Annotated in this window: 25 protein-coding genes; 15 read left to right on the top strand and 10 right to left on the bottom strand. The window is 65.4% G+C overall.

All coding sequences use genetic code 11. The features are described from left to right. The first annotated feature begins 5 nt into the window (after positions 1-5). A complete protein-coding gene (locus CRO22_RS06815; protein WP_176518585.1) occupies positions 6-2,204 on the top strand; it encodes a VWA domain-containing protein in 2,199 nt (732 codons plus the stop codon). A 76-nt stretch (positions 2,205-2,280) separates the two neighbouring features. Continuing rightward, positions 2,281-2,718 carry an RbsD/FucU family protein gene (locus CRO22_RS06810; RefSeq protein ID WP_097069377.1) on the top strand — a complete coding sequence of 146 codons (438 nt, stop codon included), beginning with the start codon at positions 2,281-2,283 and terminating at the stop codon, positions 2,716-2,718. 121 nt (positions 2,719-2,839) lie between these two features. On the opposite strand, the gene CRO22_RS06805 is transcribed toward CRO22_RS06810, so the two are convergent. From CRO22_RS06805 to CRO22_RS06795, 3 genes are read right to left on the bottom strand one after another with little or no spacing between them, the layout of a single operon-like run. After that, positions 2,840-3,802, bottom strand: coding sequence for a transketolase family protein (locus tag CRO22_RS06805; protein WP_097069376.1), 963 nt, complete (start codon positions 3,800-3,802; stop codon positions 2,840-2,842). Beyond that, on the bottom strand, positions 3,802-4,626 hold the full coding sequence (locus tag CRO22_RS06800; protein WP_097069375.1) for a transketolase: 825 nt from the start codon (positions 4,624-4,626) through the stop codon (positions 3,802-3,804). The genes CRO22_RS06805 and CRO22_RS06800 overlap by 1 nt, the downstream gene beginning before the upstream one ends. A gap of 10 nt (positions 4,627-4,636) precedes the next feature. Further along, positions 4,637-6,103 (bottom strand): L-fucose/L-arabinose isomerase family protein, encoded by a 1,467-nt coding sequence (locus CRO22_RS06795; RefSeq protein WP_097069374.1) that lies wholly within the window; start codon positions 6,101-6,103, stop codon positions 4,637-4,639. A 353-nt stretch (positions 6,104-6,456) separates the two neighbouring features. Here CRO22_RS06795 and CRO22_RS06790 point away from each other — a divergent pair, with 353 nt between their 5' ends. The 5 genes from CRO22_RS06790 to CRO22_RS06770 all read left to right on the top strand — a co-directional run bounded on the left by CRO22_RS06790 (position 6,457) and on the right by CRO22_RS06770 (position 11,603). Continuing rightward, positions 6,457-7,398: a D-ribose ABC transporter substrate-binding protein gene (locus tag CRO22_RS06790; RefSeq protein ID WP_097069373.1), complete on the top strand. Its 942-nt coding sequence runs from the start codon at positions 6,457-6,459 to the stop codon at positions 7,396-7,398. A gap of 62 nt (positions 7,399-7,460) precedes the next feature. Further along, positions 7,461-8,108 carry a DUF2291 family protein gene (locus tag CRO22_RS06785; protein WP_097069372.1) on the top strand — a complete coding sequence of 216 codons (648 nt, stop codon included), beginning with the start codon at positions 7,461-7,463 and terminating at the stop codon, positions 8,106-8,108. Next, positions 8,105-9,640, top strand: coding sequence for a sugar ABC transporter ATP-binding protein (locus CRO22_RS06780; protein WP_097069371.1), 1,536 nt, complete (start codon positions 8,105-8,107; stop codon positions 9,638-9,640). The genes CRO22_RS06785 and CRO22_RS06780 overlap by 4 nt, the downstream gene beginning before the upstream one ends. Further along, on the top strand, positions 9,637-10,695 hold the full coding sequence (locus tag CRO22_RS06775; RefSeq protein ID WP_097069370.1) for an ABC transporter permease: 1,059 nt from the start codon (positions 9,637-9,639) through the stop codon (positions 10,693-10,695). Before CRO22_RS06780 ends, CRO22_RS06775 begins: the two co-directional genes overlap by 4 nt. A gap of 98 nt (positions 10,696-10,793) precedes the next feature. Beyond that, positions 10,794-11,603, top strand: coding sequence for a DeoR/GlpR family DNA-binding transcription regulator (locus tag CRO22_RS06770; RefSeq protein WP_217991880.1), 810 nt, complete (start codon positions 10,794-10,796; stop codon positions 11,601-11,603). A gap of 15 nt (positions 11,604-11,618) precedes the next feature. Here CRO22_RS06770 and CRO22_RS06765 read toward each other — a convergent pair whose 3' ends face one another. Then, a complete protein-coding gene (locus tag CRO22_RS06765; protein WP_176518571.1) occupies positions 11,619-13,658 on the bottom strand; it encodes a bifunctional aldolase/short-chain dehydrogenase in 2,040 nt (679 codons plus the stop codon). 85 nt (positions 13,659-13,743) lie between these two features. Between CRO22_RS06765 and CRO22_RS06760 the strand changes: the two genes are divergently transcribed. Then, the gene (locus CRO22_RS06760; protein WP_097069369.1) at positions 13,744-14,715 is read left to right on the top strand and encodes a sugar-binding transcriptional regulator; all 972 of its coding nucleotides are present in this window, start codon (positions 13,744-13,746) and stop codon (positions 14,713-14,715) included. A gap of 28 nt (positions 14,716-14,743) precedes the next feature. On the opposite strand, the gene mtnA is transcribed toward CRO22_RS06760, so the two are convergent. Next, positions 14,744-15,847, bottom strand: a complete 1,104-nt coding sequence (mtnA, locus tag CRO22_RS06755; protein ID WP_097069368.1) for an S-methyl-5-thioribose-1-phosphate isomerase — start codon at positions 15,845-15,847, stop codon at positions 14,744-14,746. 197 nt (positions 15,848-16,044) lie between these two features. On the opposite strand from mtnA, the gene CRO22_RS06750 reads away from it, so the two are divergent. The 5 genes from CRO22_RS06750 (at position 16,045) to CRO22_RS06730 (ending at position 21,408) form a co-directional block, all read left to right on the top strand. After that, positions 16,045-17,028: a Bug family tripartite tricarboxylate transporter substrate binding protein gene (locus CRO22_RS06750; protein ID WP_176518570.1), complete on the top strand. Its 984-nt coding sequence runs from the start codon at positions 16,045-16,047 to the stop codon at positions 17,026-17,028. A 3-nt stretch (positions 17,029-17,031) separates the two neighbouring features. Then, a complete protein-coding gene (locus CRO22_RS06745; RefSeq protein WP_097069366.1) occupies positions 17,032-17,493 on the top strand; it encodes a tripartite tricarboxylate transporter TctB family protein in 462 nt (153 codons plus the stop codon). Continuing rightward, positions 17,490-18,983: a tripartite tricarboxylate transporter permease gene (locus CRO22_RS06740; protein WP_097069365.1), complete on the top strand. Its 1,494-nt coding sequence runs from the start codon at positions 17,490-17,492 to the stop codon at positions 18,981-18,983. The genes CRO22_RS06745 and CRO22_RS06740 overlap by 4 nt, the downstream gene beginning before the upstream one ends. A 113-nt stretch (positions 18,984-19,096) precedes the next feature. Beyond that, a complete protein-coding gene (locus tag CRO22_RS06735) occupies positions 19,097-20,725 on the top strand; it encodes an FAD-dependent oxidoreductase (RefSeq protein WP_097069571.1) in 1,629 nt (542 codons plus the stop codon). Between the two features lie 86 nt (positions 20,726-20,811). Further along, positions 20,812-21,408, top strand: a complete 597-nt coding sequence (locus tag CRO22_RS06730) for a hypothetical protein (protein ID WP_097069364.1) — start codon at positions 20,812-20,814, stop codon at positions 21,406-21,408. 42 nt (positions 21,409-21,450) lie between these two features. Here the strand turns inward: CRO22_RS06730 and CRO22_RS06725 are convergent, their stop codons facing one another. From CRO22_RS06725 to fabA, 3 genes are read right to left on the bottom strand one after another with little or no spacing between them, the layout of a single operon-like run. Continuing rightward, a complete protein-coding gene (locus tag CRO22_RS06725) occupies positions 21,451-22,239 on the bottom strand; it encodes an enoyl-ACP reductase FabI (RefSeq protein WP_097069363.1) in 789 nt (262 codons plus the stop codon). 15 nt (positions 22,240-22,254) lie between these two features. Further along, positions 22,255-23,484: a beta-ketoacyl-ACP synthase I gene (gene fabB, locus CRO22_RS06720; RefSeq protein ID WP_097069362.1), complete on the bottom strand. Its 1,230-nt coding sequence runs from the start codon at positions 23,482-23,484 to the stop codon at positions 22,255-22,257. 23 nt (positions 23,485-23,507) lie between these two features. Continuing rightward, complete coding sequence (gene fabA / locus CRO22_RS06715; protein WP_097069570.1) at positions 23,508-24,017, bottom strand: bifunctional 3-hydroxydecanoyl-ACP dehydratase/trans-2-decenoyl-ACP isomerase; 510 nt, start codon at positions 24,015-24,017, stop codon at positions 23,508-23,510. Positions 24,018-24,168: 151 nt separating this feature from the next. Here fabA and irrA point away from each other — a divergent pair, with 151 nt between their 5' ends. Then, positions 24,169-24,585: an iron response transcriptional regulator IrrA gene (gene irrA / locus CRO22_RS06710; RefSeq protein ID WP_097069361.1), complete on the top strand. Its 417-nt coding sequence runs from the start codon at positions 24,169-24,171 to the stop codon at positions 24,583-24,585. A gap of 305 nt (positions 24,586-24,890) precedes the next feature. Here the strand turns inward: irrA and efp are convergent, their stop codons facing one another. Next, positions 24,891-25,460: an elongation factor P gene (gene efp / locus CRO22_RS06705; protein ID WP_097069360.1), complete on the bottom strand. Its 570-nt coding sequence runs from the start codon at positions 25,458-25,460 to the stop codon at positions 24,891-24,893. A 96-nt stretch (positions 25,461-25,556) separates the two neighbouring features. Between efp and epmA the strand changes: the two genes are divergently transcribed. Further along, positions 25,557-26,606: an EF-P lysine aminoacylase EpmA gene (gene epmA / locus CRO22_RS06700; RefSeq protein WP_097069569.1), complete on the top strand. Its 1,050-nt coding sequence runs from the start codon at positions 25,557-25,559 to the stop codon at positions 26,604-26,606. Here epmA and CRO22_RS06695 read toward each other — a convergent pair. Continuing rightward, entirely contained in the window at positions 26,594-26,962 is a 369-nt protein-coding gene (locus CRO22_RS06695) for a DUF2237 family protein (protein ID WP_097069359.1), read from the bottom strand. The genes epmA and CRO22_RS06695 overlap by 13 nt on opposite strands. Positions 26,963-26,971 lie beyond the last annotated feature (9 nt).

Below are 26,971 nucleotides of genomic sequence, written 5' to 3'. Positions count from 1 at the left end.
CAGAAATGCTGCCGGAGGCGCGGCGCCGTCTCTCCCCGCGCGGGCTCGACACCTGGCTCAGAGGCGTTTCGGCGCTGGCGCAGATGGGCCGCGGGCCGGGGCCGATTGTCGCCTATACCCGCGCCCTCGTGCCGGTTGCGCGCGATCTGGGCGAGGAGCTTCTGGCCGAGACCACCACCGCTTGCCTTGGCTTTGCCTCGCGCACCTCCGGCGCGGTGATCGCGCGCATCCTCGACACCGCCCCCCTGGCCGCGCGGCGGCTCGGCGATGCCGGGCTGTTCCGCGCTTACCTCCGCTTTCTCGAGCATCTGCTCGCCCGCGCCCCCCGCGCGATCCGCCCGATGCTCGATCATCTGGGCGAGATCTTCGACGTGCTCACGCTGGGCGGTCTGCGCCGCTGGGCCGAAAGCGGGATCGAGGCGCACCGCACCGATCCCCCCGCGCTGGAGGCGTGGTTTGCGCTCGCCTCTGAAGCGTCAAGAGCCGCGCTGCAGGCCGAACGCAAAGGCACGCTTCTGGTCGATGTGCAGCGCCGCCTTGCCATGTATCTGCGCGCGCTCTGGGGGCGCGATTTCGTGCTTGTGCCCACGGCGGGCGATTTCGAGGCCCGCGCCGGGCTGCGCCCCTTTGCCGAGGGGCAGATGCTGCATTTGCCCGATGCGCTCGACGATTGGGAGGGCGGGCTCGATCTTTATCGCGCGCAGGTGGCGCATCTCGCCGCCCATCTCGCAAGCCTCACCGCGCCAATTGCGACGGACGGGCGCTCTGCGCTCGATCTCGCCTGCATCGGGCTGATCGAAGACGCCCGTGCCGAGGCGCTGGCGATCCGGCGCTTCCCGAACCTGCGCGCACTCTGGGCGCGGTTTCACGGCGCCACGGCAGAGGGGATCGCGGGCGATTTCGACCGCATCGCGCGCGCCTTGCTGACGGGCAAGGCCGAGGATGCCCTCTCCGGCTGGGTGCTGGAGCGGTTCGCCGCGCTCGAGCTTGCGCCGCGCGGGGGCAGCCGCGATCTCGGCCTGGCACTCGCCAACCGGCTGCGCGGAATGCCTTTTTCGGCGCATCGCGACCTGCCCTCCTGCCCCTATCGCTGTGATAACCGGATCCTTTGGGCCTTCGAGGAGATCGACTGGGAGAACCTCGGCCCCGCCCCCGCGCAAACGCGCCGTTTTGTCTCGGTGAGCGAGATGGTGAACGAGGTCGAGGTGGAAACCGCGGGCGAGGATGCGCAGGAGGTCTGGGTGCAATCGGCGGAATTCTTTGACGATGATGGCACCAGTTTCAACGCGCGCGAGGGCAAGCCCGCGCTAGCGCCCCCGGTGCTTTACGAGGAATTCGACCACCGGCTGCAGCGCCTGCGCCCGGCTTTTGCCACACTGCGCGAGATCCGCCCTCGCCTTGGCGATCCGGCCGCGGCGGAGGCCATTCTGGAGCGGCACCGCCCTGTGACGGAGCGGCTGCGGCACCTGATGGAAGCGCTGCGCCCGCAGGGCGCGCACCGCATCCGCAAGCTTGAAGACGGTGATGAGATCGACCTTGAAGCCGCGATCCGTGCGCTAAGCGATCTCCGCCAGGGCCGCGAGCCCGATCCGCGCGTGATGATGCGGGTGGTGCGCAAGACCCGCGACACCGCCGTTTTGGTGTTGCTCGACCTTTCGGAATCCACCAACGACCCGGTGGCGGGCGGCGAGACGGTGCTTTCGCTCACGCAATCGGCCTGCCTGATCCTCGCCCAAGCCATTGACCGGGTGGGCGACCGGTTTGCGATCCACGGCTTTCAGTCGGACGGGCGAGAGAATGTGTTTTACACACGGCTGAAGGATTTCGACATGCCCTGGGGCGCGGGGCCGAAGGCGCGGATCATGGGGGCGGAGGGGCGGCTTTCCACCCGGATGGGCACGGCGCTCCGCCATGCCACGGCGGAACTTGCCCGCCTCAAGGCGGCGCGCAAACTCCTTTTGGTGCTCACCGATGGCGCACCGTCCGATATCGACGTGCGCGACCCGCATTACTTGCGGGCCGATGCCCGCGCCGCGGTGGAGGCGGCGCGGCGGGCGGGCGTTACGCCCTTCTGCCTCACCCTCGATCCCGGCGCCGATGCCTATGCGGGGCGGATCTTTGGCGCCGCGCAGGTGCAGGTGCTCGAAAAGGTCGAGCGCCTCCCCGAGCGGCTGCCGGGGCTCTATGCGGCGCTCACCCGCTAGCGCTTGCATTCCCGCAAGGACGGGTCTTTGATCCGCCCGGGCGGCCCCAAAGCGGCGCCCGGAAGCGAGGAAGACCATGCTCAAGAACATCGACCCGATCCTGACGGCGGATCTGCTCTACACCCTGCGCGCGATGGGCCACGGCGACGAGATCGTCATCGTCGACGCGAACTTTCCGGCCGAGAGCTGCGCACAAGAGTTGATCCGGCTCCCCGGCCTCACCGCCACGCGGGTGATGGATGCGATCCTCTCGGTGATGCCGCTCGATGACTTCGTGCCCGAAGCCGCCTTCCACATGGAAGTGGTGGGCGATCCCGATGCCGAACAGCCGATTTTTGCGGATTTTCGCGAGATCCTTGCCAAGCACGAGGGACCGGACGCAAAGCTTGGCCGCGTCGAGCGGTTCGATTTCTATGATCGCTCGAAAAAAGCCTTTGCCATCGTGGCGACGGGCGAGACCCGGCTTTACGGCTGCCTGATCCTGAAAAAAGGCGTGATCCGCCCCGCGGCCTGAGCCAAAAGGCACCGCCCGCCTCCGGAGGGAGGCGGACGGCTTGGCCCTGCACGGCTGGGGAGGAGATGCCGCGGGCAGGTGCCTTTCGCTTGGGCGCCTTCGGGGGGCGCCCCGCGATTTCTCAGCGTTTCACGCGCTCGAGCACCTTGCGCACCGCGGCGCTGATGCCGGCAACCGAAAGCCCGAACTCCTCGAACAGCCACTCCGTCGAGCCCGTCGGCACGAAGCCCGGGAAGCCGAGCCGTTCGACTGGCACCGGGCATTCACCGGAGGTGAGTTCGGCCACGGCCCCGCCGAGGCCCCCGCGCACCGAGGCTTCCTCAACCGTGACAATGGCGCCCGTTTCGCGCGCCGCGGCCAGCACCGCCTTCTCGTCGAGCGGGTTGATCGTGGCCATGTTGAGCACCCGCACCGAGAGCCCCTTGTCGGCAAGCGCATCGGCAGCCTCGGCCGCCAGATGCACCGTGGTGCCGCAGGCGATCACCGTCACATCGCTGCCCGAACGGACCAGTTCCGCCTTGCCGGGGGTGAAGGCCCGGCCCGGAATATCCAGATCCGGCACCGGCATGCGCGAAAGCCGCAGATAGACCGGCCCCTGATGCGCCGCGGCCCATTTTACCGCTTCCGCGGTTTCCCAAGCATCGGCCGGCGCAATCACGGTGATATTCGTCAACGGCCGCAGCCAGGCGAAATCCTCGATCGAATGGTGCGTCGCGCCCAACTCGCCGTAAGCCACGCCCGAGCTTTGCCCCACCAGCTTCACGTTGAAATTGGCATAAGCGACATCGGCCTTCACCTGCTCAAGCGAGCGCCCGGTGAGGAAGCACGAGGCCGCCGACACGAAGGGAATCCGCCCGCCATTGGCAAGCCCCGCCCCCACGCCGACCATCAACTGCTCGGCAATGCCGACATTGATCAGCCGGTCAGGGAATTTCTTCTGGAAGCCGCCAAGCTTCGAGGAACCGGTCGAGTCGTTCACCACGGCAACGATGCGCTCATCTTCCGCGGCCAGAGCCTCGAGCGTTTCCACCCAGGCGTTGCGGCAGTCTTGCAGACCAACCTTGATCGGACCATCGTGAGCCATCACACCAACTCCTTCATCGCCTGGGCGAATTGCGCGTCATCGGGCACGGCATGGTGCCATTTCGCCTGGTTCTCCATGAAGGAGACGCCCTTGCCCTTCACGGTATTGGCGATCACGCACAGCGGTTTGCCGCGGCCCTTGGGGCTTTGCGAGAGCACGTCATAAAGCGCGCCCAGATCATGTCCGTCGACCACCGCAACCTCAAAGCCGAAGGCGCGGTATTTTTCGTCCATCGGGTCCATGCCCGTCGTCACATCAGTCGACTGGCCCTGCTGCAGCCGGTTGCGGTCGATGATCAGCGTCAAGTTTTCGAGCTTGCGGAAGCCCGCGGTCATCGCCGCTTCCCAGTTCGAGCCCTCCTGCTGCTCGCCGTCGCCGGTGAGCACGAAAGTGCGGTAATCCGCCCCCGTCAACTGCCCGGCAATGGCGATGCCGGTGGCCACCGGGAAGCCATGACCCAGCGGGCCGGTGTTGGTTTCCACCCCCGGCACATAGTTGCGGTTCGGGTGGCCGTTGAGCATCGCGCGCGGCTGCATATAGGTGGCAAGCCAGCTTTCGGGGAAGTAGCCCGCCGCGCAAAGCGCCGAATAAAGCGCCCCCGTGGCATGGCCTTTCGACATCACGAAGCGGTCCCGGTCGGCCCAATCGGGGCGCTTGGCGTCATAGCGCAGCACGCCAAAGTAAAGCGTGGCCAGAATGTCGATGGCGGAAAAGTCGCCGCCCGGATGGCCGAGTTGCGCCTTGTGGACCATCGAAAACGCGGTGCGGCGCATCCAGAGCGCTTTCTCGCGAATGAGATCCACGGTTTCAGGTTTGGGTGTCATGGGATCCTCGTCAGAAACGGTGCGGAGTGAGGAGCTGCGGCTCGGGCTCGCCCCCGTGGGTGTAGATCGGCCAGCCGAGGTAGCGCACCACGGCCTCGTTGAGCACATCGGCCACATGGCCGCGCACCATCGCAACGTGATGCTCGAAGCCGTTGTAGCTCACGAATTTCATCAGCTTGCGCAGCTCGGGCACTTCGCAGACGGCGATGCCGCCATCCATGCCGAACGGGTCATCGGTAAAGGCGCCCTCGCCGAGGTAGCATTTGAGCGTGCCGTTCCGGTCATCCGACGAGAGCCGGAAATAGGTCATCGGCCCGGCTTTCACCTTGCCCTTGACCGCGCCAAAGCATTTTGCGCGCCCGATGGTTTCGCCCAGAACATCGAGCTCGCCAATCTCGGGCGTGTCGCCGATGAAGCTCTTCGGATAGTTGCCGCAATGCGTGCAGACGCATTTGTTCGGCTCGTAGCCGTAGTTGTTGTTCCAGTCGAGAAGCGCCGAGGGCTGGCCCGAGGCAAGCGCGAGCGCATACATCGAGACCGCGCCGATCACATCGACCTCACAGGCCGAGGGCATCAGCTCCTCGCCCATCATCGACATCGTCACGCAGGTGGCGCAGCCGAAATTGTCTTGCAGCGAGCGCCAGCACTGAATGGCAGAGGCGTCGCAGCCGTTTTCCTCGATCCAGCGGTTCACCGCGAGCGTCCATTTTGCCTGTTTGAGGATCTGGCCGGGCTGGATATGTGCCGGGATCTTGCCATAGGCTTTCAGCTTTTCGAGCTTTGTCGCCAGATCCGGGTCGGCGTCGTCGATCGCGCCCGCCGCCTGCAGCAGTTCGGAAAGATCGGCGGTCACCACCGTCATGCCGCTCGCCTGCAACAGTTTTTCTGAAAACCGCATGGTCTGGAACGGCGCGGTGCGCGCACCGATCGAACCGATGCGGGCGTTTTTCAGCCCCCGCACCGTGCGGCAGACGCGCGCGAACCGCTCCAGATCGGCGCCAAATTCTGCACCGCCCACATCACAGGTATGGGTCGTGGTTTCGGTGAAGGGCACGCCATATTGCCAGAAGTTGTTGGCCACCGAGAACTTGCCGCAAAAGGCATCGCGGCGCGAATGCACATCGACCTTGTCGATCTCGTCATTGCTCGCCTGCAACAGAATCGGCACGTTCAGCTTGGCGCGGTTCACAAGCTCCGCCACCGCGATCTCGTCGCCAAAGTTCGGCAGGCAGATCACCAGCCCGTCGATCTCGTCGCGATGCGCCTTGAAGTGGCGCGCGTAAAGCTCGGCATCCGGGATCGACTGCACTGCGCCATTGGCGGTGGCCTCAAAGGGCAGGATCACCGCCTTGACGCCGATTTTTTCCAGTTGCGCCAACACCTCATCGCGCGCCGCCTTGCAGGGCGCGGGGCTGAAAAAGGCGCGGCTGCCGATGACCACGCCGAAGGTGACCGGACGGCGGATATTCTGGCTCATGTCTCTCCTCCTGGCCCGCAGGCCGACATTCGCTTATGGAGCCCCGCGATCTTCGCGGGTATTTTCGATTACTTTCGACTTTTTCGTTTTACTACGAGTCGCCCTCTCGATGCAAGCAAAGCCCGCGTCACTTCGCCGGATTTGGCCGCGCCAGAATCGGCTGCAATTGCAGCATTTTCCGCTGCGGCGCCGCGTCACCGCAAACATTCAGGGGATTGAAGGGGCGCGACACAACCGGAAAACGAAAACAAACGCAGGCGAAACGAAATTACTTGACGACAAACGAGAGCAAGGCGCAGAGTCAGGGCCGGGGAGTCGCCCCCACGCCGGGGTGCGACGACAAGGAGGAACCCATGAACGTGAAAAGACGCCTTCTGGTGTCGGCTTTTGCCGTCGCCATGACCGGGATCATGCCGAGCTTCGCCGCCGCGGCCGACACGATCGCCATCATCACGCCGAGCCACGACAACCCCTTCTTCAAGGCGGAAGCCGATGGCGCCGCCGCGAAGGCGAAGGAACTCGGCTATGACACGATGGTGCTCGTGCATGACGACGACGCCAACAAGCAATCCGAACTCTTCGACAGCGCCATCGCCGCAGGCGTGAAAGCGATCGTGCTCGACAACGCGGGCGCCGATGCGACCGTTGCCGCCGTGCAAAAGGCCAAGGATGCGGGCATCCCCTCCTTCCTGATCGACCGCGAGATCACCGCCTCCGGGATCGCGGTCAGCCAGATCGTTTCGAACAACTATCAGGGCGCGCAGCTCGGTGGTGAAGAATTCGTCCGCCTGATGGGCGAAGAAGGTGCCTATGCCGAGCTTCTGGGCAAGGAATCCGACACCAATGCCGGCATCCGTTCGCAGGGCTATCATGACGTGATCGACCAATACCCGGATCTGAAACTGGTCGCGCAACAAGCCGCGAACTGGTCGCAGACCGAGGGGTTCACGGTGATGGAATCGATGCTTCAGGCGCACCCGGACATCAAGGGCGTGATCTCGGGCAACGACACGATGGCGATGGGCGCCTGGGCGGCGCTCGAAGCTGCGGGCCGCACCGATGTGATTGTCGTCGGCTTTGACGGCTCGAACGACGTGCGCGACTCGATCATCAAGGGCGGCATCAAGGCCACCGTGCTGCAACCGGCCTATGCGCAAGCGCAGATGGCGGTCGCGCAGGCCGATGCGTTCCTCAAAACCGGCGCGACAGGGGTCGATGAAAAGCAGCTCATGGACTGCGTGCTGATCAACGCCGACAACGCCAGCAAGCTCGAAACCTTCGCGATTTCCGAGTGATCGAGTAAAACGACCGGCGCGCCAGAGCCTTTGGCGCGCCGGAGTCTATCGGGACCAAGGCCATGAAATTCCTCACCGTGACGGCCCTTTGCCTGGCTTCGGCCATGGCGCTTTCGGGTTGCAAGATTGTGCCGAACAAGGCCGCTGATGAAACCGGCCCCGCCGCCGATGCCAGTGGCGACGCGGCGCGCATCGCCATTCTGCTGGCCGAAAGCTACACCCAGAAACTCGTGCCGCGGATCGCCGAGAAGGCGCAGACCGTGGCCGCGCTGCGCGCCGAGATCGACGCAGATTTCGCCGCGGCAAGCGCCGCGCATGGCGCCTCGGGCGCCGGGGCGGGGGCGCCGGTGAACTTTGCGCTGAAAGATCAGGGCAAGGTCGTTGCCGCCAAGCTCGACAGTCGCGCGCGCACACTCGACATTGACACCGATGCCGATGGCACCGCCGATCTGGCGATCCAGCTTGGCCCGGTGGTGCGCGGCTCCGCGCTGCGCGATGTTGCCCCCGAAATCTATGATTTCACCTCTTTCCGCGACCAGATCGAGTTCGCCAAGCTCGGCCGCGCGCTCAATGACCGCGCCACCGAGGGGCTGACGCTCCCCGAAGGCGATCCGATGGGCAAGACCTTGCGCTTCACCGGCGTCGTGCCGCTGAAATCCGCCAAGGAAAAATGGCTCGTCACCCCCGTTGCCATCGAGGTGCTGCCATGACCGAGGCGCACCCGATCGGACTTTCGATCCGGGGGGGCGTGAAGGTCTACCCCGGCACCCGCGCACTCAAGGGCGTGGATTTCGATGTGCGCATGGGCGCGGTGAGCGTGCTGGTGGGCGAGAATGGCGCCGGCAAATCGACGCTGATGAAGCTCATCGCCGGCGTTGAAGACATGACCGAAGGCACGATCACCATGGACGGCCGCGAGGTGCGCTTTCGCACCAAGGCCGATGCCGTGGCGGCGGGCATCGGGATCGTGTTTCAGGAATTGAACCTGTTCCCCAACCTCTCGGTGGCAGAAAACATCTTCATCGGCCATGAGCCCACCCGCGGCGGCGTTGACATCGACACCGAAAAGCAGCGCGTGGAAACCCGCAAGCTGATGGAGCGGCTGGAACAGGACATTACCCCCGACACCCTGCTGGGCACCCTCCGGATCGGCCAGCAGCAGATCGTCGAGATCGCCAAGGCGCTCGCGCAGGATGCCCGAATCCTCATCCTCGACGAGCCGACCTCGGCGCTCTCGGCGGCCGAGGTGGAGGTGTTGTTCCGCGTCATCGACGAGTTGACGGCGCAGGGCGTGGGCATCGTCTATATCTCGCACCGGCTCGAAGAGCTGATCCGGGTCGGCGATTACATCACCGTCTTGCGCGATGGCACGATCACCGGCGCGCGCTCGATGGAAGGGGTGGATATCCCCTGGATCGTGCAGGCGATGATCGGCTCCAGCTCGAAGGAATATGGCCGCTCCGAAGTGGCCAATTTCGGCCCGGAGATCTTCCGCGCCGAAGAGATCACCCTGCCGCGCATGGGCGGGGGCTTCACCGTCGATCACGTCTCGCTCTCGATCCGCGCAGGCGAGATTGTCGGGCTTTACGGGCTGATGGGCGCGGGGCGCTCCGAGTTCCTCGAATGCGTGATGGCACAGCACCCGCATTCCAGCGGCAAGTTCTGGGTCGAGGGCAAGCCTCTGACCGAGCGCGACGTGCCCGGCCGCATCGCCCGCGGCATTGCGCTGATCCCTGAAGACCGCAAGCGCGACGGGCTTATTCAGATCATGGCGATCCGGGAGAACCTGACGCTCTCTTCGCTGCCCGCCTTCACCAAGCTCTTCCATCTCAACCTGAAACAGGAAGCGCAGACCGCGCGCGACTTCATCAAGCGGCTCACGATCAAGGTGGCGAGCCCTGAAAACCCGGTGTCGTCGCTCTCGGGCGGCAACCAGCAAAAAGTGGTGATCGGCAAGGCGCTGATGACCGGGCCGAAGGTGCTGTTGATGGACGAGCCCTCGCGCGGCATCGACATCGGCGCCAAGGCCGAGGTGTTCCGCACCATGCGTCGCCTCGCCGCCGAAGGTCTGGGCATTCTCTTCGTCACCTCCGATCTCGACGAGGTGCTTGCCCTCTCCGACCGTATCATTGTCATGGCGCAGGGCCGCGTGACCGGTGAATTCCCCGCAGGCACCGATGCCGCGAAGGTGATTTCCGCCACCACCCCCAATGCGCAAGTTCCGAAGGAAGCCGCAGAATGACCGCCGTTCCCGCCCCCAAAGACGCACAAGGCTCGTCGATCCTGCTCACGATCCTGCAAGCCCGCACCTATCTCGCGCTGATCCTCGTGTTTGGCTATTTCGCACTGATGGCGCCCAACTTCATGACGCTCGCCAATACTGTGATCGTTGCCAAACACGCAGCCCTCACGGCCTTTCTGGCGATCGGCATGACCTTCGTCATCATCACCGGCGGGATCGACCTCTCGGTGGGCTCCACCGTCGGGCTCACCGCCATGGTCTCGGGCTGGCTGATCCTTTACGGCATTGACCCCGGCCTTGGCTGGTCGATCCAGTTCAACACCTTCGAAGTGGCGCTGATCGTGATGTGCGTGGGGATATTCGTAGGGTGGATCAACGGGATATTGATCACAAAGCTCAATGTGGCCCCCTTCATCGCCACGCTCGGCACGCTCTATATAGCCCGCGGCGCGGCGCTCCTGTCCTCGGGCGGGCGCACCTTCCCGAACCTTTCGGGCAACCCGGAATACGGCTCGCAAACCTTCCCGCTGATCGGTGCGGGCACCTTCCTCGGCCTGCCGTTCCTGATCTGGATGCTGATCGTGGTGGGGCTCGTGGCCGCCTATATCGCCAAGCGCACCCCGCTCGGGCGCCATATCTACGCGGTGGGCGGCAACGAACGCGGCGCGGCGCTTTCGGGCGTCAAGGTCGACCGGGTGAAGATCTTCGTCTACATGTTCTCGGGCTTTTGCGCCGCGCTTGTGGGGCTGATCATCGCCTCGCAACTGCAAGCCGCCCACCCCGCAACCGGCGAAACCTTCGAGCTCAACGCAATTGCCGCAGCCGTGCTTGGCGGCACCTCGCTCTCGGGCGGGCGCGGCAAGATCTCGGGCACGATCGTCGGCGCCTTCGTGATCTCGATCCTTGCCGATGGTCTGGTGATGATGGGTGTCTCGTCGTTCTGGCAGACCGTGATCAAAGGGCTCGTGATCGTTGCCGCAGTGGTCATTGATCAGGCACAAAGCCGCCTGCAAGCCCGTGTGGCGCTGCAACAAGAGGCGGCGGCGAGCCGGTAAGAGTGACGCGCGCATACGCCTCGTTGACCGATCGCGATGCGCGCGCTTAACCGGAGCAACTGCCCCGACCAGAGAGACCCGAACAGATAGGCGAAACCGTGCCCCCGAAACCCCTCCCGATGCGTGACGACGGCAAGACCGGCCTGCTTTCCGAACCGCGTCGGCGCCGGATCCTTGACTGGATCGAGGAGGAGGGCTCGGCGCGGGTGCGCGATCTGGCCTCCGCCTTTCAGGTCTCGGAGGCCACGATCCGGCAGGATCTGGAAAAGCTTGAGGCCGAGGGGTTCATCACCCGTGAACATGGCGGCGCGTTTCTCAACGCGCCGTCCTCCCGGGCCGAGGGGCTGGTGCTGCATCATCAAGACAACATGGACAAAAAACGCCGTATCGGCGCATTGGCCGCAAGCCTTGTGAACGACGGTGAGACGATCATCCTCGATGCAGGCACAACGACAACCGAGGTCGCCACCCGCCTCGTGGCGCGGCGCAATCTTACCGTGATCACCAACGCGCTCAACATCGCCATCATTCTGGGCTCGGTGCCGGGCACGGCGGTGCATATGCCGGGCGGCCAGTTCAAGGCGCCCACGCTTTCCCTCTCCGGCGACAAGTCGGTTGAATATTTCCGCAACATCTTTGCGGGCAAGCTCTTCCTCGCCACGGCGGGGGTGGCGCTCGATGCCGGGCTCACCTACCCGAGCTTTGCCGATCTGCAACTGAAGGAAGCGATGATCCGCGCCGCCTCGCGCGTTTACCTCGTGGCGGACAGCTCGAAGATCAACAAAAGCTCCTTCACTCGGCTCGGCGCGCTTGAGGTGGTGCATGCCTTCATCACCGATGACGGCATTTCCGACAAGGATGCCAAAGCCTTCGAGGCGCGCGGGATCGAGCTTCTGATCGCGACCTGAAAAGGGCGTCGCGCCTCAGCGCAGCGCCGCCTCGATATTCCCGCCATCGACCGTCATCACATGGCCCGTGGTGCGCTCCGCCTTTGCCAGCATCACGAAGGCCTCTGCCACATGGCGCGCCTCGACCTCGGCCTTGAGCAGGTTGCCCGCCATGTAGCTTCCCGCATCAAGCCCCCGTGCGGCGGAGCGCGCGGCGATCATCTCGGGGGTGAGCAGGCCCGAGCGGATCCGATCGGCATTGATGCCGTTCACCCGGATCCCCTCCGCGCCGTGTTCGAGCGTAAGCTGGCGCAGCAGGAAGAAAAGCGTGGCCTTGGGCAGGCCGTAGGCGGCAAAGCCCTTGCCCGGGTTCACCGCCTGTTTCGAGACATTGAACAGGATCTGCCCCGGCTCGGCCCCGCGCCCCCCCCGTGTGCCGGTTTGCGCGCGATAGGTGGCGATGGCCGCCTGCGCGAAAGCCAGATGCGAGAAGAAATTGAGCTCGAAACTCCCGCGCAGGACCGCATCGTCCAGCGTGGCAATATCGCCGTTGATCGCCGCGCCCGCGTTGGAAACGAGAATGTCGAGCCCGCCAAAGCGCGCCACACAGGCCGCAACCGCTTGCGCGGGCGCGCCGGTCTGGGTGATGTCGCAGCCATACCCGCCATGATCGCGGCCAAGCTTCGCCACCGCCTGATCGAGCACCTCGCCGGGCCGGTCGACAATAAAGATCGCGGCGCCCTCGGCGGCAAAGGCCTCTGCCGTCGCCATGCCGATGGCGCCCGCGCCGCCCGTGACCAGCACCACCCGGCCCGCGAGCGGCTTGGGCTTGGCCGTGCCGAGTTTGGCAAGCTCAAGCGGCCAATATTCCATGTCGAAGAGATCGGCGGGGGAAATGGAGGCAAAGCCCCCCACCGCCACGCCATCCGCCTTCACGCGGGCCGATTGATCGCCAATGTCCGCCGCAATCCGCGCCGCTTTCGCATCGGCGCCCACGCCGACGGCGCCGATGCCTTCGAGCCAGACCAGCCCCGGAAGCGGGGTGAGCATCGTGACCGGGCCGCCAAAGCGGTGCTTGTGCGCCTCGAAAGCGGCGGTATAGCGCGCCCCCCAATCGGCCACGGCCTGCCGCATCCGCTCGGGGGTTTGCGCCTCGCGGCGCAGCACCAGCACCTCGCCCTTGGTGCGGATCACATGGTCGGGCGTGGCCACGCCGAGCGTGGCGAGCCGCTCCAGATCGGGGCGTTCGCAGAAAGCGCGGGTATCGTCATCGGCGCGCAGATCCAGAACCGGCAGCGCGGCGCTTTCGGGCAAAGCGGTGGCGAGCGCACCGCGCAGACTGGCAAGCACCGGCGCAACCTCGGCCACCGGCAGCGCGGCGGCGGGGATGAGCTTTGCCGGGCGGCGATCCTTGAGCCAAGCCGCGACGGTATTCGCATGACCTATCACCCGGTCATAGCTCGTCTTCGCATCCGGCCCCCAGGTGAAATGGCCGTGGTTTTTGAGCAGGAGCCCCTCGCACGCGGGGGCCGCCTCAAACGCCGCGGCGGCGGCCTTGGCCAGCCCGAAGCCCGGTTTGACAAAGGGCACAAGCGCGATCTTGCCGCCAAAAAGCTCGCGCAGCACCGCCTCCACCTCGGGCAGGTTCGCCAGCACGAGGAAGGGCGTGGCATGGGTGTGATCAACAAAAGGATGCGGCATCCAGGCATGCAGCAGCATCTCGACCGAGGGGTTGGGCGCCCAAGGGTCCAGCAAGTTCAACCGCTGCGCCTTCACCAGCGCGTCATCCTCCAGCGTCTCGAGCGCCTTCAGCCCCAGCATCGGCGCAAGCCGCACCGCGGGCATGCCTGCAGCGTCGATCGTGGCAAGGTCATGGCCCGAGCCCTTGACATGCAGCACCTCGACGCTCTCGCCAAAAATGTCCTGCGCCGAGGTCTTGAGCGAGCAGTTGCCCCCGCCATGGAGCACCAATTCCGGGTCCGAGCCGATCAGCCTTGCGCTGTAGAGCCGTTCGGCCAAAAGCCCCTGCCCTGCGGCGGCCCTTGCATCGGCATCGTTCCAGAGGTTGCGGATCATGGTCTCCCTCCCGGCTCGGCATATCGGCTGGATTTCCTTACTTTTGTCACCTATCTTTGTCAAACGGCGAAAGCGGAGGGCGACGATGACGGCAGGCGCGAAACGACGCAGTCTCGGGCGCGGGCGGGGCGAGAATGCGGTGATCGAGGTGGCGTGGATGTATTACCACGATGGCCGCAACCAGCAGGAGATCGCCGAGGCGCTCGGCATCTCGCGCGCCACGGTGGTGAACTATCTGCAAGAGGCGCGGGAGACCGGGTTGATCCGCATCACCCTTGCCGCGCCGGCCTTCACCACGCATCGCCTCGCGCTGGAGCTGTGCGACCGGTTCGGGATCGCGGGCGCCTGGGTCGTGCCCGACGAGGGCTGCGATGCGGAGGGCACCTTCGCGCGGGTGGTGCGGGGCGCGGCGCAATGGTTGCCCGAATTGCTCGCACCGGGCGACCGGCTCGGCGTGGCCTGGGGCCGCACCGTCTACGACCTTGCCGAACTGGTTGAGCCGCAGGTGATTGCCGATCTGAGCGTGCTGCAACTCGTGGGTTCCATGGCAACGCCTTACGGGTTTACCGCCGAGGCCTGCTCGACCCGGCTGGCGCAACGGCTCGGCGCGCGCTGCCTCAACCTCCATGCGCCCGCGATCCTGAGCCGGGCGGAGCTGGCCGCGGAGCTGCGCGAGGAACCGATATTGAAGCGCCAGCTTGAGGCGCTTGGTCAGGTCAACAAGCTCCTCTTTTCCGCCGGCACGGTGACGGCAGAGAGCCATGTGGTCGAAAGCGGGCTCGCCTCGCGCGCGGATCTCGCGGCGCAGGTGGCGCAGGGCGCGGTTGGGGTGATCTGCGGGCGCTTTGTCGACGCCGAGGGGCGCGCGCTTCCCGGCCCGGCCGAGGCGCGGATGATCGGCATCGAACTGCCCCGGCTTGTCGGCCTCGAGATGGGGCTTCTGGTGGTGCCGGGGCGCGACAAGGTGGCGCCAAGCCTGGCCGCGATCCGCGGCGGCTATGTCACCCATCTTGCTACCTCAACACGCGTAGCGGAGGCGCTGCTCGCGGCGGGGTAGTGCCGCAGAGCGCCCGGCCTTATCGGCCTCAGCCGAGCATCGCGGCTTTCAGATCGGCGAACATCGTGCCCATCGCGCCCGCCTCGGCGGGGCAAAGCCCGCGCTCGGTCAAAAGCCCGGTCACGAGCCCCGCGGGCGTCACGTCAAAGGCCGGGTTGCGCGCGGGCGTGCCATCGGGCGAGATCTGAACCAGCGCGATCTTGCCATCGGCACCGCGCCCCTGCACGAGGGTCACCTCGTCGGAGGTGCGCTCCTCAATCGGGATCTCTTTCACCCCGTCCACCACGCGCCAGTCGATCGTTGGCGAGGGCAGCGCCACATAGAAGGGCACGCAATTCGCACGCGCCGCGAGCGCTTTCAGATAGGTGCCGATCTTGTTGCACACATCTCCCTGCGCGGTGGTGCGGTCAGTGCCGACGATCACCATGTCGACCTCGCCATGCTGCATCAGATGCCCGCCCGCGTTATCGACCACCAGCGCATGCGAAATGCCGTGGTGGTTGAGCTCCCACGCGGTGAGCTGGGCGCCCTGATTGCGCGGGCGGGTTTCATCCACAAACACATGGACCGGAATCCCCGCCTCATGGGCGTGATAAATGGGCGAGGTGGCGGTGCCCCAATCCACCGTGGCCAGCCAGCCCGCATTGCAATGGGTGAGAATGTTCACCGTCTGGCCCGGTTTTTTCGCGGCAATCGCCTTGATGATTTCAAGCCCATGGAGCCCGATGTTGCGGTTGATCTCCACGTCTTCGTCGCAGATCTCGGCGGCGCGTTTGGCCGCGGCCGCGGCGCGCGCGGCAGGCGGCAGGGGGCGCAGCACCCGCACCATTTCATCGAGCGCCCAGCGCAGGTTGATGGCCGTGGGCCGGGTTTCGTGCAGCACTTCCCATGTTTCGGTGAGCCCGGCATCGGAGGGATCCTCGCGCATCGCCACCGCCACACCCCAAGCCGCCGCCGCGCCAATGAGCGGCGCGCCGCGCACCCACATGTCGCGGATCGCCACGGCGAAATCGGCGCGGCTTTCAAGCGGAACGATGCGCAGCTCATGCGGCAGCCAGCGCTGGTCGATCACCTGCACCACGCCGGAAGCATCCTGCCAGATCGTGCGATAATGGGTTCCGTCGATCTTCATGTCATCCTCCTGCGCGGGTTCGCGCCGAAGATTTCCGCTGAGCCGCCAGATGTCAAACCGAAATGACATTTGACGCCCCGCCCGAAGGGGCCTGCGACGATGGGTCCGGGTGCATCCCTGCCATGCACCCCTTTGCAATTGCATTCCCCGCCCCAGTGGTATCTGTTCTGCGCAACGAGCAAGACCGGAGGAACCCCATGACCCTGACCCGTCGCGCGGCCCTGATGGGCGCCGCTGCCCTCGCCCTTGGCACCTCTGCCCTGCCTGTTCTGGCGGAGGGCTGGCCCGATCAGCCGCTGCATGTTTTTGTGGGCTTTCCCGCCGGCTCCTCGCCCGATCTGCTGGCGCGGATCATCACCGAACCGCTGGCCGCCAAGCTTGGCCAGCCGATCGTGATCGAAAACAAACCCGGCGCGGGCGGGGTGATCGGTGTGCAGCAGATGCTGCATGCGAAAGCGGCGGGCACCGCCTTCGGCACCACGATCAACGGGCCGATGACCACCGCGCCGCGGCTCACCCCCGATCTTGGCTATGACGTGGCCAAGGACATTGCACCGGTGGCGCTGATCGCCACCTCGCCGCTGGTTCTTGCCGTGGCGGCCGACAGCCCCGCCGAGGATCTGGCGGGCTTCATCGCGCTCGCCAAGGCAGAACCGGAGGCCGTGGCCTATGGCTCCGTTGGCAAGGGCTCGGGCGCGCATCTGACGGCGGAGCTGTTCTCCGATCGCGCGGGCGTGGAGATGCTGCATGTCCCCTACACCTCGTATGCAGAGGTGACGACGGCGATCATCGGCCATGAGATCGACGCGGGCTTCATGGCGCCCTCGGCGGCGCTGCAATATGTGGCCGCAGGCAAGATGCGAATCCTTGGGGTGACCTCGGTGAAACCCTTCCCGCAAACCCCCGAGGTGCCGGTGATGGCCGGGCATGCGGGGCTGCCCGCCGATTTTCGCGCCGAACTCTGGAATGCGTTCATCGCGCCCGCGGGCACGCCCCCCGAGGTAGTGAGCGCACTCAATGCCGAGATCAACGTGATCCTCGCCGATCCGGCGGTGCAGCAAAAGCTGATCGACATGGGCTGGCAAGCCGCGGGCGGCACGCCCGAGACGCTCGCCACCCGGATCACCGAGGATACCGCCATCTGGGGCGCCGTGCTCGACCGGATCGACGCGAAGCCCTGAGCCATGCGCCACGACCTGCAAGACCTCGCCGGCGGGGTGATCCTGACGCTGATCGGCCTCGCCGTGGCGGGTTATGCCGTTGCGAGCTATGACCTTGGATCACTGCGCCGGATGGGGCCGGGCTTCTTTCCCACGGCGCTGGGAGTAGGGCTTGCAGGGCTTGGCGCGGTGATCGCGCTCTCGGCCTGGGGCCGGGGCGCGCGCACACTCACCCTCGCCTGGAAAGAAACGCTTGCCGTGCTCACCTCGATTGCGGTTTTTGCCGCGGGGCTTGAGCGCATGGGCCTTGTGGGCGTGACCTTTGGCGCGGTGCTGATTGCCACGCTCGCCGCACCGGACCGGCGTATTGCCTGGCGGCTGGCTCTGGCGCTTGTGATCACGGCGCTTTCCGTCCTTGTTTTCCATTTCGGGCTGAAGATGACCGCGCCGCTCTGGCCCGTGGGCTTCGGGACGGGCGCGCAATGACCGGCTGGGAGGGTTTTCTGCACGGGCTCGCCACGGTCACGCAACCGGGTGTGCTGGTCTATTGCGTCTTCGGCGTGGTGCTCGGCACCTTCGTAGGCGTGCTGCCCGGCATCGGCGCGATGGCGACGATCTCGCTTCTGCTGCCGATCACCTATTACCTCAGCCCCGAGGCGGCGCTGATCATGCTCGCGGGCGTCTATTACGGCTCGCAATATGGCGGCGCGGTGGCCTCGATCCTGCTGCGCCTGCCCGGCACGCCGCAATCGGCAGTGACCACGTTTGACGGCTACCCGCTTGCCCGCCAAGGCCGCGCGGGCGTGGCGCTTTTCACCTCGATGAGCGCGAGCTTTTTGGGCTCGATGTTCGGCATCGGCGTGCTGGTCGCGCTTTCGGGAGTGCTGAGCCATGCCGCAACGGCTTTTGGCGCGGCGGATTACGCGGCGATGATGATCCTCGGCCTTGTCGCCGCCTCCACTATCGGCGCCACGGCCCCGGCGAAGGGGCTCGCGATGGTGGTGCTCGGGCTGATCCTTGGCTGCATCGGCACCGATGTGAACTCGGGCACACAGCGCTTCACCTTCGGGCAGACCGAACTTTCGGACGGCATCAACCTTGTCGCGCTCGCGATGGGGCTCTTTGGCGTTTCCGAAGTGATCGGCAATATCCGCACGGCAGAGCGCACCGGCGTGCCGCCCAAGGTGCGGCTGCGCGAGCTTTTGCCGCGGCGCGAAGATTTGGCCCGCCTGCCCTTCCCGGCGCTCCGTGGCGCCACGATGGGCAGCTTTTTTGGCGCACTGCCGGGCACCGGCTCGACGATTTCCTCCTTCCTCTCCTACGCTTTCGAGCGCCGCGTGAGCCGCAGCCCCGAGCGTTTCGGCACCGGCGCGATCGAGGGCATCGCCGCGCCCGAGGCCGCCAACAACGCCGCCGCGATCACCGCCTTTGTGCCCACCCTCACGCTCGGCATTCCGGGCGACCCGATCATGGCGCTGATGCTCGGCGCGCTCGTCATCCACGGGGTGCAACCGGGGCCGATGATGCTTGAGGCGCGCCCGGAGATGTTCTGGGGGCTCGTGGCGAGCTTCGGCATCGGCAACCTGCTCTTGCTCATTCTCAATCTGCCGCTGATCGGGATCTGGGTCTCGATGCTCAGAATTCCGTTCCGCTGGCTTTACCCCGCGATCCTGATCTTTGTCTGCCTCGGGGTCTATTCGGTGCGCGCCTCGGTGTTTGACATCTTCGCCGTCGCCGGGATCGGGCTTGCGGGCTATGCGCTCTCGCTGGCGCGCTTCAACCCGGGCCTGCTGCTTCTGGGCTTCGTCCTTGGGCCGCTGATCGAGACCAACCTGCGCCGCGCGCTCCTCGTGTCGCGGGGCGATCCGATGGTGTTTCTGGAACGCCCGATCTCGGCGGTCTTCGTGCTGGCAACCGCCGGGCTGATCGCGCTCTCGCTCGCCGGCGTGCTGCGCCGGGCGCGGCAAAAGACGTAACCGCGCCACAGCCCCGCCCGAAGAGCGGCCATGCCAGATTAGTGTCTGGCAGATCGATGCGCTTCGTCTATGCTGCGCGGCAGCTAGGACGCGCCAGCCAGATGGAGAGCCAGATGACGCAGCGGATTGTTGTTCTCGGGGGTGGTTTCGGTGGCATGTATGCGGCCCGCGCACTCAGGCGCACGCTCGGGCGCAAGGCCGAGATCGAGGTGATCAACGCCGAGAACTACTTCGTGTTCCAGCCGCTTTTGCCGGAGGTCGGCGCGGGCTCCATCACCCCCGCCCATGCGGTCACGCCCTTGCGTTTCATCCTCAAGGGGATCTCGGTGCGCAAGGCGGTGGTCGACAGCGTCGATTTTGACCGCAAGGTGGTGATTGTCTTCCAGGGCATCCAGCGCCGCCCGACCGAGGTGCCCTATGATCACCTTGTGATCGCTCTGGGCCAAGGCACTGATTTCTCGCGCATGCCGGGGCTTGAGGAACATGCGCTGAAAATGAAGACGCTCGAGGATGCGCGGCGGCTCCGCGCCCATGTGATCGAGCAGCTCGAACATGCGCAGGTGACGGCGCTGCCCGACACCAAGCGCGGCGCACTGACCTTCACCGTTGTGGGCGGCGGCTTCTCCGGCGTCGAGACCGTGGGCGAGATGAAGGAGATGATCGACCGCTCGCTGCCCTTCTACCCGAAGATCAAACCCTCCGAAGTGCGGGTGCTCCTGATCGAATTCGCGCCGCGGATTCTGGGCGAGATGCCCGATGAGCTGGCCGATTACGCCAGCGAGCATCTGCAGAAGCACGATATCGAGCTGATGCTGAAAACCGGGGTGAAAAGCTGCACCCATCGTCAGCTTGTCACCACCGATGGCGAGGTGATCAACACCCGCACCGTGGTAGCCACGATCGGCAATGCGCCGCTGCCCGTTGTCACCCGGATGGGGCTGCCGATGGACAAGGGGCGGATCGTTGTCGAGCGCTCGCTTCAGGTGCAGGGGCGCCCCGATGTCTGGGCACTGGGGGACTGCGCGCTCATACCGCTGAAGGAAGGCGCCAGCGCCCGCAATGACTTTGCCCCCCCCACCGCGCAATTTGCCGTGCGCGAGGCGAAGCGGTTGGCGAAAAATGTCGCCGCCGCGATCAAGGGCAAGCCGACCCAACCCTTTGCCTATGAATCGCGCGGCGCGCTCGCCTCGCTTGGCGCCAAACGCGGCGTCGCCGATGTGATGGGGCGCCATTTCACCGGCTTCCCGGCGTGGTTCATCTGGCGCTCTTATTATCTCGCGCTCTTGCCCGGCTGGGGCACGCGGATCAACGTGATGGTCAACTGGACGCTCGATCTTTTGGGCGCGCGCAGCCTCGTGCAGCTCCGCTCGCATCCGAAACCGCCGATGCGCTACATCTATTACCGCGCGGGCGACCGGATCTACGAGGCGGGCGACCGGTCAGACGGGTTCTACACCGTGATCTCGGGCGCGGTGGAGATGGAGCGGACCGACCCGGAAACCGGCGCCAGGACCACCCGCACCATCGGCCCGGGCGGGCATTTTGGCGAGCGGATGATTTTGGGCGCCACGCGCCGCCACACCACCGTGCATGCCGCCGAGGACACCAAGGTGCTGGTGATGAACCGCGAGGAATTCCTGATGCTGTTCGAGGGGCTCGACCCGTTCCGCGACTACTTCCGCCCCTACATGGAAAAGCACGGGGTGAAACTTCCGGGCCACGCGGACAGGACCGAAGGCTGACCGAACGGCAACCGCCGCCGAGGACCATGGTCATCGGCGCGACAGATCGTTAAAGGGCGCCTCAACCACTGGCGCAGGAGAAGGGCATGGCCGACCGGCTGGAACAGTTGCAGGCGCGTCTGGCCGAGCTTGAGGCGCAAGTCGAAGAGGCGTGGGAGCAAAGCCGGGCGCAATGGCGCTACCGCTTCACGCAAGGGCGGATCGAGTTCGATCAGGGCGTGCGCGATGCGCACCGGCTCGCCCGCGTGCGGCTGTGGCAATTTCTGCGCCGCACCCGGCTGATGGTGGTGCTGACAGCGCCCTTCATCTATGCCGTCTTCATCCCCTTCGTGCTGCTTGATCTGTTCGTCAGCCTTTATCAGGCGGTCTGCTTTCCGGTTTACGGCATCCCGAAGGTGAAGCGGCGCGAGCATGTGGTGATTGACCGGCAGATGCTCGCCTATCTGAACCTCGTGCAGAAGATCAACTGCGTCTACTGCGGCTATGGCAACGGGGTGATTTCCTACGTCCGCGAGGTGGCGGCGCGCACCGAGCAATATTGGTGCCCGATCAAACATGCGCGCCGGGTGAAGGGCGTGCACCCTTACTACGGCAATTTCTGCGATTTCGGCGATGCCGAGGGGTTCCGCGAACAAACGCCAAAGCTGCGCCGGGCGCTGCGCGAACTTGATCGAGACGGATGAAAAGGGCGCCCGAAGGCGCCCGTTTCCGTTTGATCTGACAGATCAGATATTGTCCGGCTGCGGCATGCCCAGAACGTGATAGCCGCAATCGACCATGATCACATCGCCGGTGGTGCAGGCGCCATATTCCGAGCAGAGATAAACGGCCGTGCCGCCAATGCTCTCAAGCGTGGCATTCGCGCGCATCGGGCTGTTTGCCTCGGTATGGCGGAAGGTCTTGCGCGCGCCCCCGATGGCCGCGCCCGCGAGCGTTTTCATCGGCCCGGGCGAGATCGCATTGACGCGGATGCCCTGCGGGCCGAGGTCGTTGGCAAGGTAGCGCACCGCGCTTTCGAGCGCCGCTTTCGCCACGCCCATCACGTTGTAAAACGGCGTCACCCGGTTCGAGCCGCCATAGGTGAGCGTGATCAGCGCGCCGCCCTCGGGCATCAGCTCCGCCGCGCGGCGCGCCACGTCGATGAAGCTGAAGCAGGAGATCGCAAGCGAGTTCTTGAAGTTCTCGCGCGAGGTGTTGATGAACCGCCCCGTCAGCTCGGTCTTGTCGGAATAGGCGATGGCATGAACGACGAAATCGAGCCTGCCCCATTCGTCCTTGATCCGCGCGAAGGCCGCGTCCATCGAGGCATCGTCATTCACGTCGACATCGACGAGGAGCGTGGAGCCGACCGAGGCCGCAAGCGGCTCGACGCGCTTGCCAAACGCCTCCCCCTGATAGGAAAACGCCAGCTCTGCCCCTTCCGCTGCGAGCGCCGAGGCAATGCCCCAGGCGATCGAGCGCTCATTGGCAACACCCATGACAAGCCCGCGCTTGCCCTTCATCAAATCCGCCATCGGTGCCCTTCAAGCTCAGTCGCGATAGGTGCTCATCACCAGCGAGGCATTGGTGCCCCCGAACCCGAAGCTGTTCGAAAGCACGGAGTCGAATTCAACATTCTCGCGCGTTTCGGTGCAGATTTCTTCGGGGCGGATCGCCGGGTCCAGCGCGGTCACATTGGCCGAACCGGTGATGAATTTGCCCTGCATCATCAGCAGGCAATAGATCGTTTCATGCACGCCGGTGGCGCCGAGCGAGTGCCCGGTGAGCGATTTCGTCGAGGAAATCGGCGGCACATTGCCCTCGCCAAAGAGGCGGCGCACGGCCTCCACCTCGGTCACGTCGCCCGCCACGGTCGAGGTGCCATGGGCGTTGATATAGGAGACCTTGCGGCCCTCAGGCAGCGTGCCCACCGCCAGACGCATCGAGCGCTCGCCACCCTCGCCCGAGGGGGCGACCATGTCATAGCCATCCGAGGTGGCGCCGTAGCCGGTGACCTCGGCGTAAATCTTCGCGCCGCGCGCCTTGGCATGCTCAAGCTCTTCAAGCACCACCACGCCGCCGCCGCCGGCGATGACAAAGCCGTCGCGCGTCACGTCAAAGGCGCGGCTCGCGGTGGTCGGCGTGTCGTTGTATTTCGACGACATCGCGCCCATCGCGTCAAACAGGCACGACAGCGTCCAGTCCAGTTCTTCGCCGCCGCCGGCAAAGACCACATCCTGCTTGCCCATCTGGATCTGCTCGACGCCATTGCCGATGCAATGCGCCGAGGTCGAGCAGGCGGAGGTGATCGAATAGTTCACGCCCTTGATCTTGAACGGCGTCGCAAGGCAGGCCGAGTTGGTGGACGACATGCAGCGCGTCACCATGAACGGACCCATGCGCTTGGGGCTGCCCTTCTGCACGACGATCTGATGCGCCTCGAAGAAATTCGAGGTCGAGGGACCACCCGAGCCCATGATCAGGCCGGTGCGCGGGTTCGAGACATCGCCTTCTTCCAGCCCCGAATCGGCGATCGCCTGCTCCATGGCCAGGAAGTTATAGGCCGCACCGCGCCCCATGAAGCGCAGGTTGCGCTTGTCGATATGGTCCTCAAGCACGATCTGCGGCAGGCCATGCACCTGGCTGCGGAAGCCGCGCTCGGCATAGTCTGGGGCGAAAACGATGCCCGAGCGCGAGGCGCGCAGGCTCGCCGAGACTTCCTCGGCGTTGTTGCCGATGGGCGAGACGATGCCCAGGCCGGTAATGACGACACGCCGCATGGGGGCCTCCTGTCCGTTCGGGGTCAGCTCTCGGAGAGCGCGACCTTCATGTCCTTGACCACATAGATCACCTCACCATCGGCCTCGACGATACCATCGGCAACGCCCATCGTCAGCCGCCGCGTCTGCAAAGCTTTTGTGAAGTCGACCTTGTAGGTGAGCATCTTGCGATCCGGGCGCACCATGCCGGTGAGCTTCACCTCGCCCACGCCGAGCGCATAGCCGCGCCCTTGCCAGCCGCGCCAGCCGAGGTTGAACCCGGTGAGCTGCCAGAGCCCGTCAAGGCCAAGGCAGCCGGGCATGATCGGGTTGCCGGGGAAGTGGCAGTCAAAAAACCACAACTCGGGGGTGATGTCGAATTCCGCGACCACATGGCCCTTGCCGTGCAAGCCCCCATCGGCCGAAATATCGGTGATGCGGTCCATCATCAGCATCGGCGGCGCGGGCAGCTGGGCATTGCCCGGCCCGAACAGCTCGCCGCGCGCACATTTGAGCAGATCGTCCTTGCCGAAGCTCGTCGGATAGGCTGACATCGGCATCCCCCCTTTTTCGTCCCCTCCCCTCTATCACCGCCCAAGCTTGACGCGCAAGGCCCGCCCCCCTAAAGCGGGTGCGTCAGAATTCCATTGAATTTATGACCCGCCTTGACTTATAGTAGTTCCAAAGAGACGAAGGTTCGTGACGATGAAAACGATTGCTCAGGAACGCGGCCTCAGATGGCTCAGCGCGGGGGGCTTGCGCCCGACCCGGCAAAGGATGTCGCTCGCCTCGCTTCTGGTGGGCGACGGCCATAATCGCCATGTGACGGCGGAGGGGCTTTATGCCTCGGCGCTTGAGTCGGGTGAAAAGGTCTCGCTGGCGACGGTCTACAACACGTTGCGGGCGTTTTGCGAGGCGGGGATCATGCATGAGATCACCGTTGATGCCGGGCGCAGCTATTTTGACACCCGCATGGACGATCATCCGCATTTCTTCTGGGAAGAGGACAACCGGATCTCCGACGCGCCGAATGACGAGCTGGAACTGGTGCGGGTGCCAAAGGCGCCTGAAGGCACCGAGGTGAGCCGCGTCGATGTCGTGATCCGGTTGCGCAAGGTCTGAGTCCGGCTGCGCAAGGTCTGAGATCGACCGCCAGAGAATGAGAAGAGAATGAAACCGGCCGGAGGATTCCCTCCGGCTTTTTTTACATCACGAAAGCTCTCTCGTTTCCCCCCGTATCTTCAAGCTGAAACGGAGGGTCCCGGGCCGGAGGCACCGGGGGTCCAGGGGGGCAGCCCCCCCTGGAAAGCAGGGGGTGCGGGGGGCGGCAGCCCCCCGCTGGGTCGCTTCGGCCCTGCCGAAGCGAAACACCCGATGCAAAAGGCGCCCCGCGGGGCGCCTTGGCATCTCATCGATCGCGGTCCGGATCAGTCCTTGGCGCGTTCCACATAGGAATTGTCGGCGGTGTTGATGATGATCCGGGTGCCGGCCCCGATATGGGGAGGCACCATCACGCGGATGCCGCCGGTGCATTGCGCGGGCTTGTAGCTCGACGAGGCCGTCTGCCCCTTCACCACCGGCTCGGTCTCCTCGACCTCGACCGTCACCTTCTGCGGCAGTTCCATCGACAGCGCAACGCCTTCATGCAGGAGCATCCACACCCGGATGCCGTCGCGCAGGTGCACCTTGGCATCGCCCACCACATCCTCGCTCACCGCGATCTGGTCATAGGTCTGCGGGTTCATGAAGTGGAAGCCCTCCGCATCCTCGTAGAGGAAATCGAATTCCTCCTCGTCGACATGCGCCTTCTCGACGCTGTCCACAGTGCGCCAGCGTTCCGACACTTTCACCCCGTCCGAAATGCGCCGCATCTCCACCTGGGTCACCGAGTTGCCCTTGCCGGGGTGGATGTTTTCGGCGGTCAGGACGATGTAGAGCACGCCGTCCATGTCGACGACATTGCCCTTGCGCAGCGAAGAGGCGATGACTTTGGCCATTTGGAGTTCCTTGAATGGTCGTGAGCAGGCTCTGGCGCCCGGATGGCGAAGCGCCTAAACCAGATCCGTCACGATTTCCAGCAAAAAGCCCTGCAGATGAGCCAAACCCCCTGGTGGAGCCCCGAACGCCACGCCGACCGCCGCCCCGCCCTGCTGGCGCGCGGGCGCATCCAGACCGCGCTGCGACGCTGGCTCGAGGCCGAAGGCTTTCTCGAGGTCGACCCTCTGGCGCTGCAGGTCAGCCCCGGCAACGAGGCGCATCTGCATGCTTTCGCCACCACCGCGATCGGCAACGATGGGGCGCCGCAGCCGATGTTCCTGCACACCTCGCCCGAATTCGCGATGAAGAAGCTGCTCACCGCGGGCGAGAGCCGGATCGCCGCCTTCGCCCATGTCTGGCGCAACCGCGAGCGCGGCGCGCTGCACAGCCCCGAATTCACCATGCTCGAATGGTATCGTGCGGGCGCAGATTACACGGTCTTGATGGCGGATTGCGCGGCGCTGCTGCGCCTTGCCGCCGAGGCCGCGGGAAGCCGGGTGCTGCGCTATCGCGGCGCCGAATGCGACCCTTTCGCGGCGCCGGAGCGGCTTTCGGTCGCGGAGGCTTTCGCACGCCATGCCGGGATCGACCTGCTCGCCACCTGCGGCTGCGGCGGGATCACCGATGCCGAGGGGTTGCGGAAACAGTGCCGCGCCGCGGGGATCAAGGTGGGAGCGGAGGACAGCTGGTCGCTCATGCTCTCGAAAGTGCTCGTCTCGCGGGTCGAGCCGCATCTGGGCCATGGCCGCGCCACGATCCTCGACCGCTATCCGCTCGCCGAGGCCGCTTTGGCCCGCCCCGCGCCAGACGATGCCCGCGTGGCCGAGCGCTTCGAGCTTTATGCCTGTGGGGTTGAACTCGCGAACGGATTTGGAGAACTCACCGATACTGAAACCCAGCGCGCGCGCTTCCGCGCAGAGATGGACGAGAAGGAAGAGATCTATGGCGAGCGTTACCCGCTCGACGAGGATTTCCTTCAGGCGCTGGCGCAGATGCCCGCCGCCTCGGGCATCGCGATGGGCTTTGACCGGCTCGTCATGCTTGCCACTTCGGCGCCAAGGATCGACGATGTGATCTGGACCCCGGTCAGCGATCAGATCGCATAGGCCGAGAGCACCTCGAAGGGCACCACTTCGAGCGTGCGCCGATGCGTGCACTCAAGCACCACCTGCGGTGCGCAGCCCTCGTCATGCGCTTCCATAAACCGTCCGGCACAGAGGCACCAGCGTTCTCCCGGCTTGAGGCCGGGAAAAGCGAGATCGGGGCGCGGCGTGGTCAGATCATTGCCGATATAGCGTGACCAGGCGAGGAATTCGGCCGTCAGCACCACGCAGACCGTGTGCAGGCCGTGATCTTCCCAACAGGTGTTGCAGGCGCCATCGCGGAAGAACCCGGTCATCGGCGAAACCGAGCAGGGCTGCAGCGCGCCGCCCAGAACATTGACCGATCCGTCCTTTTCCATGGCTCTCCC

Origin of the sequence: Rhodobacter maris (genome assembly GCF_900217815.1) — a bacterium.
Taxonomy (GTDB): Bacteria; Pseudomonadota; Alphaproteobacteria; order Rhodobacterales; family Rhodobacteraceae; genus Rhodobacter; species Rhodobacter maris.
This window is presented reverse-complemented; position numbering and strand designations above follow the sequence as displayed.

Bases quoted from the DNA above. Each gene is read 5' to 3' on its own strand.
- CRO22_RS06815 (WP_176518585.1), top strand. From the start codon at position 6: ATGCTGCCGGAGGCGCGGCGCCGTCTCTCCCCGCGCGGGCTCGACACC.
- CRO22_RS06810 (WP_097069377.1), top strand. From the start codon at position 2,281: ATGCTCAAGAACATCGACCCGATCCTGACGGCGGATCTGCTCTACACC.
- CRO22_RS06805 (WP_097069376.1), bottom strand. From the start codon at position 3,802: ATGGCTCACGATGGTCCGATCAAGGTTGGTCTGCAAGACTGCCGCAAC.
- CRO22_RS06800 (WP_097069375.1), bottom strand. From the start codon at position 4,626: ATGACACCCAAACCTGAAACCGTGGATCTCATTCGCGAGAAAGCGCTC.
- CRO22_RS06795 (WP_097069374.1), bottom strand. From the start codon at position 6,103: ATGAGCCAGAATATCCGCCGTCCGGTCACCTTCGGCGTGGTCATCGGC.
- CRO22_RS06790 (WP_097069373.1), top strand. From the start codon at position 6,457: ATGAACGTGAAAAGACGCCTTCTGGTGTCGGCTTTTGCCGTCGCCATG.
- CRO22_RS06785 (WP_097069372.1), top strand. From the start codon at position 7,461: ATGAAATTCCTCACCGTGACGGCCCTTTGCCTGGCTTCGGCCATGGCG.
- CRO22_RS06780 (WP_097069371.1), top strand. From the start codon at position 8,105: ATGACCGAGGCGCACCCGATCGGACTTTCGATCCGGGGGGGCGTGAAG.
- CRO22_RS06775 (WP_097069370.1), top strand. From the start codon at position 9,637: ATGACCGCCGTTCCCGCCCCCAAAGACGCACAAGGCTCGTCGATCCTG.
- CRO22_RS06765 (WP_176518571.1), bottom strand. From the start codon at position 13,658: ATGATCCGCAACCTCTGGAACGATGCCGATGCAAGGGCCGCCGCAGGG.
- CRO22_RS06760 (WP_097069369.1), top strand. From the start codon at position 13,744: ATGACGGCAGGCGCGAAACGACGCAGTCTCGGGCGCGGGCGGGGCGAG.
- mtnA (WP_097069368.1), bottom strand. From the start codon at position 15,847: ATGAAGATCGACGGAACCCATTATCGCACGATCTGGCAGGATGCTTCC.
- CRO22_RS06750 (WP_176518570.1), top strand. From the start codon at position 16,045: ATGACCCTGACCCGTCGCGCGGCCCTGATGGGCGCCGCTGCCCTCGCC.
- CRO22_RS06745 (WP_097069366.1), top strand. From the start codon at position 17,032: ATGCGCCACGACCTGCAAGACCTCGCCGGCGGGGTGATCCTGACGCTG.
- CRO22_RS06740 (WP_097069365.1), top strand. From the start codon at position 17,490: ATGACCGGCTGGGAGGGTTTTCTGCACGGGCTCGCCACGGTCACGCAA.
- CRO22_RS06735 (WP_097069571.1), top strand. From the start codon at position 19,097: ATGACGCAGCGGATTGTTGTTCTCGGGGGTGGTTTCGGTGGCATGTAT.
- CRO22_RS06730 (WP_097069364.1), top strand. From the start codon at position 20,812: ATGGCCGACCGGCTGGAACAGTTGCAGGCGCGTCTGGCCGAGCTTGAG.
- CRO22_RS06725 (WP_097069363.1), bottom strand. From the start codon at position 22,239: ATGGCGGATTTGATGAAGGGCAAGCGCGGGCTTGTCATGGGTGTTGCC.
- fabB (WP_097069362.1), bottom strand. From the start codon at position 23,484: ATGCGGCGTGTCGTCATTACCGGCCTGGGCATCGTCTCGCCCATCGGC.
- fabA (WP_097069570.1), bottom strand. From the start codon at position 24,017: ATGTCAGCCTATCCGACGAGCTTCGGCAAGGACGATCTGCTCAAATGT.
- irrA (WP_097069361.1), top strand. From the start codon at position 24,169: ATGAAAACGATTGCTCAGGAACGCGGCCTCAGATGGCTCAGCGCGGGG.
- efp (WP_097069360.1), bottom strand. From the start codon at position 25,460: ATGGCCAAAGTCATCGCCTCTTCGCTGCGCAAGGGCAATGTCGTCGAC.
- epmA (WP_097069569.1), top strand. From the start codon at position 25,557: ATGAGCCAAACCCCCTGGTGGAGCCCCGAACGCCACGCCGACCGCCGC.
- CRO22_RS06695 (WP_097069359.1), bottom strand. From the start codon at position 26,962: ATGGAAAAGGACGGATCGGTCAATGTTCTGGGCGGCGCGCTGCAGCCC.